Genomic DNA, 14,067 nt, shown 5'->3' on the forward strand with positions numbered 1-14,067 from the left:
CAGCAGGATCGCGGTGCGCACCGCGACTCGCTTTACGAGCTCACTCGCGTTTATGTCGGTCACGATCTGGGTTGCCCAACCGCGCGAGCGCACAGCCCCCGCTAGGTCCAGGCCAAAGCCGTCGCCAAACACGTAAAGTGTCGTCGTGGGGTCGGCCATGTAGGCCTCCACCAGTTCGACCACGTCGGCCTCGTTGATCGCCTGGGCCTTGTAGAGCTCTCCGGTGGTTTGGTTGTCGGGCATCCTGGAACGCTACTGAACCGCGGCCGGCCCGTCTATCAGGCCCGTCTGGATCGCGAGGGCGAGCAGCAATCTGCGCAATCCGCGCCCGCAGCTGCAACGCAGGCGCCGGGAGGCGCCGGTTCGGCGAAGATCGTGCGAAGCGCGGACGGCCGGGGAGAGCACCTGATCGATCTTGATCACCCCCGCTTCTGGTCTCTGGTAGCCCGCAAAGGCGCGATCACTCGGACGCTTTCTCCACTGGTGCCTTGCGAGGCCGTCCCTGCTTCTTCGGCGTCTCGGATACCGTCTCGGCTGCAACGATGGCCTTCGCGGCGGCCTTCTTGCGCGGCTGCCCTAGATGGAGGGCACGGGAAATTTCGGAGCGCTTCGCTGAATAGCTCGCCGAGACCAGCGGGTAGTCGGTCGGCAGGCTCCACTTCGTGCGATAGGCCTCGGGCGTCAGGCCAAGTCCAGTGAGATGCCGCCGCAGGGACTTGTAGCCCTTCCCATCTTCGAAGCTGAAGATGTGCTCGGGCGTGATCGACTTGCGGATCTGGGCTGCCGAGGGCTTCTCGACAGCGGGCTTCTCATCGGCTGTCGTTGCTCCAAGATTAGACAGGGACGCGTGCACGGTCCTGATCAGCGAAGCCAGTTCCGTTGTCGGCACCGGGTTGTTCGAGACGTAGGCCGATACGATATCGATGGCGAGTTCGATAAGGTCTATCTGCACGGTTGATGTGGCGGCGTCCACTTTTTGTCTCCTGGAATTTCGGATACCGACGAACAGTCCAAAATCTGTAGCTCGTCAAGGATGATTTGGCCGTATCACTGAGTAAAGTTCGTATGCTTTCATTTAATTGTTGCAATACCCGACGAAAAGGCGTTCATTACTGATTGCCACAATCTCGGCAGGAAGAAGAAAAGCACCTCCGGCACCGTCGCGCTGCTTCACGGACGGCCTTTGCGTCGATGCCGCCTGCGACTGGATTTGCCGCAAAAACCCCTAGTCCCTGCCGTCCCAGGGCTCAGCTTCGACTTGATCTTCGCCGTCATCGTACATATCCTTTACCTTCCAGCAAATTAGGTTGCTACCATCCCTATTGGCGATATGATCCAAGATGGTCATTTGCGTGTCATTAGTGTGATAAGTGACAAAGACTGCATTCTTGGATCTGATCGTTGTAGGAAGTACACCAGTAACGATCACTGTATGATGAATAATGTTATAATCGATCAACTGAACAATATCTCCGAGAGCCAGCGCGCCTCGATCGCATTTTGATACGCGTACACCTATGTTATTTGCGAGATAGAAAGAAAAAGCTTTTGCATTGGACCAAGTCCAACTATGATCATCAGCATCATCCTGTTCCGAATACCATGCTCGCATATCTCGACTGCCAATAAATCCACCTTGCACCATCTTCCAGCCACCGGCGTACAGTGCTTGCGACACAAAATTTGTGCAGTCCTGTGATTTGTAGGCTGGCCAATTCGGATTGTAGTTGATTGCGTATTTCAGAGCATACGCTGCCGCGGCACGCCGATCATAGTACTGCTTCATAGCGACTGCGCTCCTCGAATGCGATCGCGGCTGAATGGATTTTTAGATTCGTCGGTCAGCGCAGTCTTGCTTTTATCCGAGTACACCTCAAGTGCGGTAAGCCCCGAACTCACTCCGCCGAAAACGGGTTGAATCCGGAACGCTGGCTCAGGCGGCGACGGTTCGGCATCAGCGCCGTCTTTAAGGGTCGGACCTGATTGTCCTCGGCCAGCGTTTCTATTACTCCTTTCACGTCCCGATCTGCGCGGCCTCGGGAGCCGCTCCGTTCCTCCGGGTGCTCAGGCGCCTGGGGGTGTTGAAGCTCTAGACCGGATCTCGCGCCAGCCTGCGCGATAGGCACGCCCTGCAGGGGCGGCCGGTCTTTGTGAGCATCGGAGCGCCCGATGAGCCGAGACCCCGACGATCCCACATCGGATGCCTACGAGCGGGCCGGTGAGGCATTCCGGGCCGCGATGATGTCAAGCGACGACCCCGCGGCGCACTTCAGCATCGCCATGCGCGCCGCCTGCGAGGGCTTCGAGGCGGGCGTGATCTCGGTTGAAGCCCGCATCAGCCTCGCCTCGCACATGCTCTGCGCCGAACAAGCCCTGGCGCGTGCCGTCGTCCCGAAGCTGCTCAGCGCGGAGGCTTTCGAGACCATGGCGGCGCGGTTGTCCGAGCTGCTGACGCTGTGGACGCTGCCGCACGAGCGGCGCGCCGGTTGGCATCCCGACTATGCGGTCGGCTTCCGCGCCATGATCCGCATCCTGGCCAACGAAATCGAAAACATCTCCCTTTCCGAGATCGCCATCCGCGGCGCCCCCACCAGCCACGAGCTCGCTGCGCAAAGGGCTGTGAGCCGACAGGCCCTGGATCATACGGAGGTTTTCAATGCCCCTCATCCGCACTCGCACACCCGCCATTGATACGGACCAGCTCACCAGCAGCTTCGACAGCATCGCCAAGCTGTTTGCTCCGCCGACGGCGCAGGAGCTCTACGTGAGTCAGAAGGCGCAGAACGAGCGCGCCAGCGGCTCCCGGCTGACAGAGCTTTATCGCGACGCGGCCGATCCCAACGTCAATCCGGTGGCGTTCGCCAACCGGGCCGGCATCGCAGGCGCCTTCGCTCCCAACCAGAGCCTGGAGGCCGTCGACCGGAACAACCGCACGACGCTGTCGACGAACGCCGCCGACAACGCGCGGGCGCTCCAGCAGACGACGCTCCAGCAGCAGGGCGACACGACGCGCACGATGCTTGCCCCCGTGGGGCAGGGCGCGACGCGCTTCGTGCCGCCCACGATCGCCAGCGCCTTTGGCGTCCCGCAGCAGCAGACGGGCGTGGTCGAGCTCAACCAGGGGCAGCAGGCCACGCTTCCGGACGGGCGGACGCTCGCCGGGGCGAACAAACCCCTGTCGATAGACGAGGTCAAGGCGGCCGTCTTCGGTCAGATGCCGACCGATCAGCAGCAGGCCATCACCTTCGGTTCGACCCCCACGCCGAGCGTGCAGACGCCGGACGGCCCGCGCATCACGACTGCGCCCCTAGCGCTCGGGCAGACGCCGGCGCCGGACATGCAGAAGGCCCAACTGGCTAACTACAAGCGGCCGGACGGCGGCACGGGGACGGCCCGGTTCGACCAGGCCCGCGGCTGGATCGATACGCAGGCGGGCACGGTGCTGCCGGCCGGCGTGCAGACCTATTCCTCGGCTCTCCAGGGCAATCAGAACGACACCGGCCTCGGGCAGGCGACCACGAACACCGTCGAGCAGCGCCTGCTCGATGCCGCCAACGTCGAGAGCACCGTGCGGACCTTCCGCGACCTGATCACACGCGATCCCGGCGCCATCGGCATCGTCGGCGGCGTGCGTGGTGTGGGCCAGGATGCCGTTGCGGCCGCGCGGGAGGCCGCGCGCCTGTTCGATCCGGCCTGGCTCCAGACGAAGAAGGACATCGCGGCCGGGCTCGTCGACCCGGAGGTCGTGGCGCAGTTCCAGACCTACAATCCGAACATCCCGCAGGCGAAGATGCTGGAGCTGCTCCTGGCCGGCCAGGTCGCCAAGATGATCGACCCCAGCGGGCGCATCTCCAACGACCGCATGAAGCAGGTCATGGAAGGCCTCGGCGGCGGGGGCTACCTCTCGAATGTCGAACGGACGAAGGCCACGCTCCAGGCTGTCTCGGACATGGTCGACAATCAACGCTCCATGCTGAAAGGCATCTCGCCGGAGGCGGCGGCCATCGGCATCGGCGGCCGTTCCGCGCCAGTGTCGCCTGTCCCAGACCGCGCTGCGCTCGAAGCCGAAGCCCGCCGTCGAGGGCTCATTCCGCAACTTGGCGCCCCCGAACCCGATGCAGAGGTCGAGCGGTGGGTGCGCGGGCCGGACGGCAAGCTGATGCGAGAGATGCCGTCCAATGCGCCCGTCAGACGGCGCTACGATCCGGCCACGGGTCGGATCGAGTGAACGCGAATCGGCGCAAGGCCATCACCCGCTCTCGCCGCCGAACTCACTGTCGATCCGAAACTCTGACATATTCATCAGATACCTCTCAGGTTGCGTTGCCTTAGTACCTTGAAAGGCAGCAGCAGAGCCTGCGCCGATATGTGAGAAAGATTGCTGTACGCTCCCGCCTGCCTTGCGGATTACGCTTGACGAGTGTATCTATTTGGGCGTTTTTAGTTATTGTGCCGGGAGAAGTTAGAAATGGATGACGCAGCATCAGCACCGACGAAGGATCACATCGAGTTGGCGGTCGAGATCGTCTCAGCCTATGTGGCGTACAACTCGCTTCCGGCGACGGAGCTCTCAGGCCTCATCGCTGGCGTTCACACTGCGCTGACTAGCCTGACGAACAAAGGCGCGATTGCCGAAGCGGGGCCTGAGAAAGCGTCGCCTTCCCAGATCCGTAAATCGATCACACCTGACGCGCTCATCAGCTTCGAGGATGGCAAGGGCTACAAGACCCTGCGGCGGCACCTGACGATCCGCGGCCTGTCGCCCGAGGCCTACCGGGCGAAGTGGGGTCTCCCTCACGAGTACCCGATGACCTCATCGAGCTACTCGGCCCAACGCTCCGAACTGGCCCGCGCCCTCGGCCTCGGCCAGCAACGCCGGAAGGCTGCCGCGAAGACCGCCGTCGCAGGCGAGACGGTTTCAGAGACGCCGAAGAAGGTAGGTCGGGCTCGAAAGGCGCCGGCGACCGCAGCGGCACCGAAGGGCGGCAGCCGGAAGAAGGCTCCCGCTGCTGCAGCGGCTGAGTGAAGCAGCTCAGCGCCGCAGCATTTCGATCCACGAGGTACGCGGATTGATGACGTTGGCGGCAACGGGTGCCGCCGACGCCTTTATGCGAGCCTACAAGGTGCAGCCCGAAAGGCCAGTCGCTGCGGCCAGCGCGAGTCCCCGCTTGGCCACGGCGGCTTCTCGCAGATGACAGTTATCGCCCGCGACCGCATCGCGATGCAGGGCATGCGGAAGATGCGATCGAAGCGCGGGTGAGCATCTGCAGCGCCAGGCGCCCGATACGACGGCGCAGCTCGTGCGCCAGCGGCTGGCCAATCAATTCGACACCAGCACGACCCGCCCCGTCGTCGGAAAGGCGCAGGGCGGGGGAGCGCGCTTCGCCATGGATATAGCCGGCTCGCGGCAGCAGGCCGTCAACCTCGATGCTGAGTTGGAAGCGATCAGCCGGCCGGGGGGTCGGCAGAGTGTGGGCGATACCCTCGACGTCTTCCGCGCCACCGGCACACGCAAGCCGCAGGGGAGCCCGACCGACTTCAACCGGCAGATCCGAGACACGGTCGGCGAGGTGCCGATCCTCGCTCAGGCAATTGCCGCGGCGAAGACCGGAGGCGCCTCGTTCGTGACCTCGGCAGGGGATGCAACGCGGCGCGCCTGGCTTGGGCGCAACACCGCGACGCTGGCCGACCTGCTGACGGCGCCGGACAGCGTCGACCGAATCGGCTTCATCGTCCGGCAGGGGCTGGCCACGCCGGTCGCCGATGCGACGCTCAGGCAGGCGTTGCAGGGGCGCTAAGAACGCAAGCGTATTACTTGGAAAATCTGGACGATAACCCTAAGGACGGAAAAGCGATAAGTGAAGCTTGTCAGGCACATCGGGGCTCCTGATCCGCCGCGCATATCAGGCAATGTACCCGTTGCCCGTTCCGAAGGTGCCGGTATTGACGCCCACGAGTTGGACGGTGCTACCACCCGAAAGTGTGAGTCGAACGTCACCGTTTGCGACTGTTCCGATAGCGTAGGTCTGACTCCTTAGGTCAAGGCGGTCGCCCGCTACTACGTCGAAGCCGATCACGAGATCCCGGCCAGAATTCTCCCCAAATACGTAGCGATCCGCGCCCGAACCACCGATCAGCGTATCGTTCCCGAGATCGCCAGCAATCAAATCGTCGCCAAGGTCGCCTGATACAAAGTCGTCGCCCTGACCGCCATAGAGGGTGTCACTATCCCGTCCACCGTAGATCACGTCGGCACTTCTATTTCCTGAAAGCAGATCTGAACCTTGTCCACCATAGATCGTGTCGAGGCTCGAACCTCCGTAAAATGTGTCACTCCCCCCAAGAAGTTGTACAGTATCGGCAATCGCCGTTCCATTCAAAATCTCACTGCCGTTCGTGCCAACTACGACATCTGAACTCTGGTATGATATATCAACACTCTCCAGAACCAATACACTAGCAGGAAAAGTTTGATACTCAAGTATAAATCTTGGGATGTTATTAGCGTTCGTTATGATGTAATCGGCATAAATATTGTACTTATCTGCATCTTGAACAATGGAATCAATCTGATTCTCGAAAATAAGCCGGTGATCTGACCCTGGAGTGCCATCTCCAACAGCACTAAATCTATCCAAGTTGAACCGAAAATCTGGATCCTGAGGGGTAAACACGAAACCGCTATCCACCAAAGCGCGAATTCCGTATGGCTGCTCTGAATCAATTGGAGATTCGGTAGCATATCGAAAAATTATAGCATCATTGGGTTCAATCGCGAAACCATAATCGGGCGGACCGTATGGATCATTGCTATATGGATACAGCTCGGTTACACTAAAACCATTGGCTACATAAGGGCCGCCATTGTAATAATCTGGTACGAAAGTCATTCGTAGGTTTTGAAGTCCCGGCATACACTTGCTCCACTTATTGCATTCAATCGTAGTCTAATAATCGTGATATCTATCTTCCCAGCAACAAACCCATGAATGAGGTATTGAGTTTTAGTTTATCTGCGAGAGATATCACACGCAGTTCATGCGTACATTCATGTTGTCGATACAAGCACGGCCTTTAAGCAAGAGCAATAAGTGTCTGTCTAAAAATCTTGAGAACTTGCTTTCGTTCGTCGCCTCTGATGATCCAGTTGCAGAAAGATCAATTTCCGTATCCGCCGGCGCTATTACAAGTTTTCATCCGTATCTCATAAGGGTGCGCCACTGTCTGGCTACATCTTCCGCAACATCAGGCTGGCGGACGAAGCTATGGCTTATGATGTAGCTAGTTCCAGGCTGACTAGACGCGTGGTAGGATCGACAGCCCCGACACGCGGACCACGGATGTTTGGGTCCTGCTGCTCCCATGCAGCGAGCACGGCATTGGCCGCTTCGATGATGCCGTCCGTGGTGCCTTCGGAGAGTTGCGGACGGATCGCCTCGACAAGGCGCGTCACGACGGTCTGCTCGACCTGGGGACTGGTCACCCCCGTGAGCTGCCGGCTGTAGGCCTCGAGGACGTTCTCGGCGATTGTCCGGGCGGCATCGTCGATCTCGGGCGTGTCCTGTTGCATTTGGCGGCCCCTCGATCTGCCCGGAAGGCGGATCACGCGCGTGGATGTAGGGTGGGAGCGCGACAAGTCCGCAGGCTCATGTCCTCCAAGTTCGACCAGGCCGAACTCCGTCATGGCCGTTGCGCTCCGGGGGCGTCGGCCGCTTTGAATTAGCGGTCGGCTCTTGCGAGCGACGGCGGCGTGGTGCGCTTCAGGTTGCTTTGTGGCAGATCGAGATCGGGCGCTGTTCGCCGGATCGTGTCAGCCACGAAGCTCGGCGCCAAGTGTGCATAATGCTTCTCAGCCATCCTGGTCCCTGAATGTCCGAGCGCCTCGGCGACGACGATCAGTGGCGCGCCGTTGCGCACCATTGCGCTGGCGTAGGAGTGCCGGAGCTCGTGCAGGGTGATGCTCTCCAGCTTTGCCCGCGCCAACGCTCCCTTGAAGGGGCGCTGGTACTGCGCCGGTTTCCACGGTTCGCCATCGTCTCGGGTCAGCAGAGCCGCCTTCGGCGCGCGGCCGGCGGACAGGCGTTCAAAGAGGGCAGCCCCGCCGGAGGTGAGCGGGACGTGCCTGGCGCGCCCGTTCTTGCTCCGCTCGATGAAAACCGTGCCGTTGGCGCGGTCGAAATCGCGAACCGTCAGTCGGGCGAGCTCGCCGAACCGGGCCCCCGTCATCAGCGCCGCGGCGACGAGGTCGCGCAATGCTCCCTCTGTCGTGTTGAGCAGACGCTGCTGCTCGGATGTGTCGAGGAAGCGAACGCGCGCCGCGCCTGTATCCTTGAACGGCTTGAGCAGGCGCCAGGCTCGATCGTTCTCCGTAAGCTGGTGCTGGTAGGTCCAGTTGAGCGCGGCCTTGAGCAGCGTCAGCGTCCGGTTGGCCGTGTCGCGCCGGCGGCGCAGCGCCTCCGGGTCCGTAATGTCGACCTCGCGCACGTTTGGCTTGAGAGCGAATCGGCCGGTGCGGACCATCTTCGGAGCGCGGACCATTGCGTCACGCCAGCGCCGAAGCTTTTCAAGCGACAGGTCGGCCACACGCGCTGCGCCGAGCGTCGGCAGGATGTGGGCGCGGTTCCGGGACCGCGCGTCGTAGACGGCTTTCATACCTTCGGCCTCTCGGCCCGTCAGGTAGCGCTCCATCGCATCGGCGACCGTGAGGGCCGGCTTCGCATCAGGCGTCCTGCGAAGTGACTTCACCCATGCCCGCGCGGCGTCTTTGGCCTGCTCGTGCATGAGGATCTTTGCGCCGTCAGCCCCGGCAACGTCATCGGCCGTGCCGAGCCGGATCTGCACACGCTTCCCATCCGGCGTGCGTGACGCAGCAAGCCACGAACCGCCCTGCCCTCTCGTGCCTCGTCCCGCCCGATAGCCGAGCCTCACCCCCGGACCGATCAATTCCCATTCGGGAGCATCGGACGCTGGTAGGGCAGCGCGACCTGATCGGCTCTTGAAAGCGCTGGCACGGCGAGGCATCCGCAGCCCCCCTTCTTCGTTGTCGAATTCGTTGACAAAAGTGCCATGAAAATGGATGATCGGCAATGATGGTGGGTGGGGCAAATCATTGTATCTCAAGGCATATCACGGCGGATCAGGTTCTGTCAGTCACTATCCGCTATCGCCCTCTCACGGCGAAAACAGGGGTTCGATTCCCCTTGGGAGCGCCAGCAGCATCAAGCACTTAGCGGATTTTCGTAAGGTGCGTGTCCAGTTTGTGTCCAGTGGACGGGCCTGGACCATCCGAGATTTTGCCGGACGCAGGTGGCGATATTGCCCTTTGCGCGAGAGCCATACCTAGTTTCATAACGCTCACACCGGTCGCCTAACGAGGATGGTGGCTGCGGAGACGACGTAAAAGCCCACGTCGGTCGGGCAGTCCTGAACCGGACGGGTGTGCCTCCGGCTGTTGACTGCCACCGTTTCCCTATCTGGATCCCACGCCTGGCCCGACTGTCGCGATCGATTGCCGCGCCCCACCCTGGCCTTTGGGCATTGATCGTCGGCATCATCCTCGTCGATGCTGTCTGGTTGGCGGTTTCCGGTATCGGCGTAGAACTGGACGGCTTCACGGTGGCCGCGGGCGGCGTTGCGGTGCTCCTGCTCATCGCGGCCGTGCTCGGGCCGATCAAGTTCGACCCGGTGTGGCGGGGGATGACGTTGGCGAGCGCCGCTCTCGTCGCCTTCACCATCCCGGTCACGTTCCTGCACTACCTGAGGGCTACCCTTGCGCTTCCTTTGCCGATGCGTTGCTTGCGCGGATGGAGGCGGCCCTCGGCTTCGACTGGCCGGCCTACCTCGCCCTCCTGCAAGACCACCATCTGCTCGCCCGCGGGCTGGCATGGGCCTACCATTCTTCCGGACCGCAGGTCGCCCTCGTCTCCGCCATATTACGATCCGACATCGTCCAGGGATGTCCGATTTGTGATGTGAATTCAGACACTTACGTGACTAAGTTCGTCCGAATTTGTCTGTTTTAGATCACTGTCATCCGATGAGGCTTGGGGTACCCCAGGGGGTACGCCCATCGTGATTAGGGGTACAATGTCGGCTTCGATGAGCAGGCAGCCCCGTGATGGCCCGTGATCACCTAACCGATATAAAAATTCGTCAGGCTAAGCCGGCGCTTAAGCCATACAAGCTCGCCGACGGGTTAGGCCTTTTCCTGTTGGTGAACCCGAACGGTGCTCGATACTGGCGGCTGAAATATCGGTTCGGCGGCAAGGAGCGGCTCTACGCTGTCGGGGTCTATCCCGAGATCGGCCTAGGTGAAGCCCGTAGCAAAGTCGCCGAAGCACGGCGGCTGATTCGTGAGGGCATCGATCCAGTTGCAGATAGGAAACGGCAGCGGATCGATGTTGCTGCCGCTGCAGAGACCTTCCAGACCATCGCTGAGGAATGGATCGCCTCACGCTCTGGCGAGTGGTCGCCGAGCTACCGTGATGCGGTGCAGTCGGCACTGGCTGCGAACGTGTACCCCCCGTTAAGCGGGTATCCGATCCGAAGCATCACCGTCCCGATCATGCGGGAAGCTTTGCTGCTGATGGAGCGGCGTGGAGCCCTAGCCTCCCTTCGGAAGGTGCGAATGTGGACATCCGGGGTCTTCCGGTACGCCATCGCCACCGGCCGTGCTGAGCATGATCCGGCCGCACCGTTACGAGGCACCTTCAAAGCCCACAAACCGAAGAAATTCGCAGCCGTGACGAAGGCAGTTGAGTTTGCCGAACTAATAAGCCGCCTTCGCGCCTACAATGGAAGTCTGATCACTCGCACAGCCTTGCTCTTCCTGGCCTACACTTTCGTACGAACCGGCGAACTACGAGAAGCTCAATGGTCGGAATTCGACTTCAACGGTGCCACTTGGCGCATTCCAGCCGAACGCATGAAGATGAAGGAGGAACACATCGTACCGCTGGCCAAACAGTCAGTAAAATTATTGACTGATCTCAGGAAACTGACAGGGCACTCTCCTTACGTATTTCCAAATGACCGACGGTCGGAAAAACCAATGTCGGAAAACACAATCCTCTTCTCTCTGTATCGCCTTGGATATCATGGCAGAGCAACCGGCCATGGATTTCGCGCTTCCGCCTCAACGTTACTGAATGAAATGGGTTTCGATCCCGACGTTGTCGAACGTCAACTTGCGCACCGGGAACGAAACAGAGTGAGGGCCGCCTATCATCGGGCGGAATATATCGAATATCGTCGTGAAATGATGCAATCGTGGACGGATTACATAGATAGATATCAAGAACCAAGCAACAAATTTGATATATCTGCAATCGATTTCAGTTAATTTGATCTGCAAAGGGTTGTTTATTTTAGCCTCGATGTTTCTTTGGAGGTAAGCAATGACCGATCAAGACGAATTTAGTTTCAAGATCAATCAAGAATTCGGAAATGTCGAAATAGTTGGCGATTTCAATGCTTACATCAGGTCAAGGGCAACCGGACTGACAACTCGATTGACTGATGAGCAATGGCAAATTCTGTACCTACTTTCTGGCGCCAATTATGATCATCGCTGCCACGTAGACGTACTTATTGATTTGTATCGAGCTGAAGTCTCCGCGAGAGGCCCATTCCGATCACCCCATAGACCAGCAGAAAGACGCCAGCATCTACAAAATTTAAGTCGGTCTATCGATAAGTTTCAAGCTGAATTGCGTACATACTTGATGCCGAACAAATTAGCGGTGTCGTTGCAATGGGACGATGATCGCCTTTATGAAATTATCCAAGAAATTGGACATCTACAATCCCATGTTGATAAAAAGTTCCATCGTAGCATTAAAACTGGCCCAGACAGTAGGTTTATGATCAATCTTGTTGAAGGGCTCGCAGATATATGGAATTTAAGCACAGGATTGCCCGTATCCATGTCAAAAAAACCAACTGAGCGTTCAGGAACGTGGAACGCCCTTCGCTTCGTCATTGCCGCTTCAGAGATTGCAGACCCCAATTTGAAGCTACAGCAAGATCGCGTGGCGAATGTTCTTAAGACTGCACTCGCTAGAAAAGCAAGAAAAGTTGCCTCAAAATCTGAGAGCTAATTTTTCCGAGAGCAAGCTTTTCTTGAGCTGCTCCGGACGTTACAAGACGCCATCGCATCGAACGAAGATGGCAGAAGAGACAATGAATTACAGTCAGAGCCTGCTGCGAATTTCGCAAATATTAGCTCCACAAGGTCCCATTCCGATCAGCAAGTCGACATGGTGGGCTGGAGTGAGATCAGGGCGTTTTCCCGCGCCACTGAAGCTAGGTCCGAAAACAACGGTTTGGAGGGCTGAAGACATTCGGGCTCTTGTCGAACGAGGCGTTATATAAGGCGGGACAAAACCGTTCAGAATAAGCAATCGTGATCCATTTTCACGATTGCATAAGCCCCCCTTGCCATCGCCTGCCGTTACGAACTTCGTCGAGAACGGCATCACAGCGGCTGATCGATCCGGTCGGCTCGGCATATTCCCGTAGAAAAGCATGAGCACTATTTACTATATCAACGCTCTGGCTGGAGCGGGGAAGACGTTTGCGATGTACCGTCATGCTCACGCTCTCGCTGCAGATGGCGAGGGCGTGCTAATCGTCTTACCGACCGTGAAACTTATCGGTGAGGTCGCGGCAGATCTGCGAAGCCTGTCCCCAGTGGTAGCCATCGACGTCATCCACACTGGGGTTGCGGAATCGGTAGTTCGTTCCGTTCTAGCAGCATTGTTCCAGGGACCTCAGAAGGGGCGGATCCTGATCATCACGTGGGCTGCCATTCTCAGGCTGCCCTTCTTCCCAAACAAAGCAGCGTGGCACGTCTTCATCGACGAGGTCCCGCAGGTATATAGCTCAGTTACGGCCATCGTCCCCGAGACGCACAAGTTCCTGACCGGTCACGTCGATATGAGACCGAAGGGGCCACGATATGGACGAATAGCCGTGAGGAGTCGGGCGGGGCTGAAGAAGCTCGCCCAGACCGACGATGAGGTCCTCGCCAAAACCCTAGGGACCATGGCTCGGGATCTCCTGTCTCCAAACCTCAGCGGGTACGCTGACCTATCTGCATACGATGCCCTTGTGAGCGGACGTGGGAAAAAGCTGACGCTGTTTTTCCTCCTTCGCCCGAGAATGCTTTATGGCTTCAAGCGAGTGACGATGCTCGGAGCTAACTTTCTCTCTTCTTTGTTGTACTTGCTCTGGTCTGATGAAGGTGTTCATTTCATCGAAGACACATCACTGGGTGCCCAACTACGTTACCATGAGCACGGTAATGGGAATCTCGTTCAGATCCGCTACGCGGTCGAAGGCCAATGGTCTAAGACCTTGCGGGACAAGGAGGATCGACGGCTTCTCAGAGCTATCGCCGCATCAGCAGCTACTTGGATGGCCGGTGAGCCCTTCGCTTACATCGCCAACAAGGACGTGATGGATCTCGGGCTTTTCGAGGAACCTCAGGCGCACCCACTCCCGCAGGTATCCCATGGCTTGAACAGCTTTTCGCAGCTCCACAACGTCGTTCATCTGTCAGCTCGGCTGCCGCCTCCGGAACAGTATGGGTTCTTGGCGTGGCGGGGTGCGGATCCGAAGGCTATTCGGCGTGCTGTGCACGAGGAAGCAATTTACCAAACCGTTCTGCGCATCTCGATCCGAGATCTGGCTAGTCGCAGCGTGAAAAAGGTCGTCGTTCCCGACCGATCATCAGCGGATTACCTTCAAGCTCTCTTGCCCGGATCCACGGTGCAGAAGCTCGACGGTATCAATGAAGCCGCTATCCAGAAGCCCCGGGGTCGGAAGCGCCAGTTCGATGATTCCTCGTCCCGAAGCAGGGCTCATCGTGTCAGGCGAAATGCGGAAACATCCCGTCTCGCTGCCGTGATGATGGGAATGGTGGATGGGTTCACAGCCAACGGTGAGGAGGTCGCCTCCTCAGAGAAGAGCTCCCTGCATGAAGAAACGTGCAACGATAATCCTTTATCAAAAGCTGACTGGAAAATCGTTGCACAAAAACTGAGAGGATCCATCTTCCCGGACTTG

General features: G+C 58.9%; 15 protein-coding genes and 1 tRNA gene. 9 read left to right on the top strand and 7 right to left on the bottom strand.

What is annotated here, in order from left to right; translation table 11 throughout:
* From COGEMETH_RS12080 to COGEMETH_RS12095, 4 genes are all read right to left on the bottom strand, one after another.
* Positions 1–243: hypothetical protein (locus COGEMETH_RS12080; RefSeq protein WP_238182812.1), on the bottom strand; the 243-nt coding region annotated here is incomplete at its 3' end.
* Between the two features lie 9 nt (positions 244–252).
* Positions 253–423 carry a hypothetical protein gene (locus COGEMETH_RS12085; RefSeq protein ID WP_238182813.1) on the bottom strand — a complete coding sequence of 57 codons (171 nt, stop codon included), beginning with the start codon at positions 421–423 and terminating at the stop codon, positions 253–255.
* A 37-nt stretch (positions 424–460) separates the two neighbouring features.
* Positions 461–973 carry a Ros/MucR family transcriptional regulator gene (locus COGEMETH_RS12090; RefSeq protein ID WP_238182814.1) on the bottom strand — a complete coding sequence of 171 codons (513 nt, stop codon included), beginning with the start codon at positions 971–973 and terminating at the stop codon, positions 461–463.
* A gap of 252 nt (positions 974–1,225) precedes the next feature.
* Positions 1,226–1,786 (bottom strand): amidase domain-containing protein, encoded by a 561-nt coding sequence (locus COGEMETH_RS12095; RefSeq protein WP_238182815.1) that lies wholly within the window; start codon positions 1,784–1,786, stop codon positions 1,226–1,228.
* A gap of 383 nt (positions 1,787–2,169) precedes the next feature.
* Here COGEMETH_RS12095 and COGEMETH_RS12100 point away from each other — a divergent pair, with 383 nt between their 5' ends.
* The 4 genes from COGEMETH_RS12100 to COGEMETH_RS12115 all read left to right on the top strand — a co-directional run bounded on the left by COGEMETH_RS12100 (position 2,170) and on the right by COGEMETH_RS12115 (position 5,798).
* The gene (locus tag COGEMETH_RS12100; RefSeq protein WP_238182816.1) at positions 2,170–2,691 is read left to right on the top strand and encodes a hypothetical protein; all 522 of its coding nucleotides are present in this window, start codon (positions 2,170–2,172) and stop codon (positions 2,689–2,691) included.
* Entirely contained in the window at positions 2,657–4,228 is a 1,572-nt protein-coding gene (locus tag COGEMETH_RS12105; RefSeq protein WP_238182817.1) for a hypothetical protein, read from the top strand. The genes COGEMETH_RS12100 and COGEMETH_RS12105 overlap by 35 nt, the downstream gene beginning before the upstream one ends.
* Before the next feature lie 240 nt (positions 4,229–4,468).
* Complete coding sequence (locus COGEMETH_RS12110) at positions 4,469–5,026, top strand: Ros/MucR family transcriptional regulator (protein WP_238182818.1); 558 nt, start codon at positions 4,469–4,471, stop codon at positions 5,024–5,026.
* Between the two features lie 274 nt (positions 5,027–5,300).
* Complete coding sequence (locus tag COGEMETH_RS12115) at positions 5,301–5,798, top strand: hypothetical protein (RefSeq protein WP_238182819.1); 498 nt, start codon at positions 5,301–5,303, stop codon at positions 5,796–5,798.
* Between the two features lie 105 nt (positions 5,799–5,903).
* On the opposite strand, the gene COGEMETH_RS12120 is transcribed toward COGEMETH_RS12115, so the two are convergent.
* The 3 genes from COGEMETH_RS12120 to COGEMETH_RS12130 all read right to left on the bottom strand — a co-directional run bounded on the left by COGEMETH_RS12120 (position 5,904) and on the right by COGEMETH_RS12130 (position 8,841).
* Positions 5,904–6,914, bottom strand: a complete 1,011-nt coding sequence (locus COGEMETH_RS12120; protein ID WP_238182820.1) for a calcium-binding protein — start codon at positions 6,912–6,914, stop codon at positions 5,904–5,906.
* A 356-nt stretch (positions 6,915–7,270) separates the two neighbouring features.
* Positions 7,271–7,570, bottom strand: a complete 300-nt coding sequence (locus tag COGEMETH_RS12125) for a hypothetical protein (protein ID WP_238182821.1) — start codon at positions 7,568–7,570, stop codon at positions 7,271–7,273.
* 149 nt (positions 7,571–7,719) lie between these two features.
* Positions 7,720–8,841 carry a tyrosine-type recombinase/integrase gene (locus COGEMETH_RS12130; protein WP_238182822.1) on the bottom strand — a complete coding sequence of 374 codons (1,122 nt, stop codon included), beginning with the start codon at positions 8,839–8,841 and terminating at the stop codon, positions 7,720–7,722.
* A 298-nt stretch (positions 8,842–9,139) separates the two neighbouring features.
* On the opposite strand from COGEMETH_RS12130, the gene COGEMETH_RS12135 reads away from it, so the two are divergent.
* From COGEMETH_RS12135 to COGEMETH_RS12160, 5 genes are all read left to right on the top strand, one after another.
* Positions 9,140–9,212 (top strand) — tRNA-Glu (locus COGEMETH_RS12135).
* 325 nt (positions 9,213–9,537) lie between these two features.
* Positions 9,538–9,975, top strand: coding sequence for a hypothetical protein (locus COGEMETH_RS12140; RefSeq protein WP_238182823.1), 438 nt, complete (start codon positions 9,538–9,540; stop codon positions 9,973–9,975).
* A 142-nt stretch (positions 9,976–10,117) separates the two neighbouring features.
* Positions 10,118–11,341 (top strand): tyrosine-type recombinase/integrase, encoded by a 1,224-nt coding sequence (locus COGEMETH_RS12145; RefSeq protein WP_238182824.1) that lies wholly within the window; start codon positions 10,118–10,120, stop codon positions 11,339–11,341.
* A gap of 55 nt (positions 11,342–11,396) precedes the next feature.
* Positions 11,397–12,098 (top strand): hypothetical protein, encoded by a 702-nt coding sequence (locus tag COGEMETH_RS12150; RefSeq protein ID WP_238182825.1) that lies wholly within the window; start codon positions 11,397–11,399, stop codon positions 12,096–12,098.
* Positions 12,099–12,525: 427 nt separating this feature from the next.
* A partial coding sequence (locus COGEMETH_RS12160; RefSeq protein WP_238182826.1) for a DEAD/DEAH box helicase family protein occupies positions 12,526–14,067 on the top strand: 1,542 nt, incomplete at its 3' end.

This window comes from Methylobacterium trifolii (assembly GCF_022179685.1).
Lineage (GTDB): Bacteria > Pseudomonadota > Alphaproteobacteria > Rhizobiales > Beijerinckiaceae > Methylobacterium > Methylobacterium trifolii.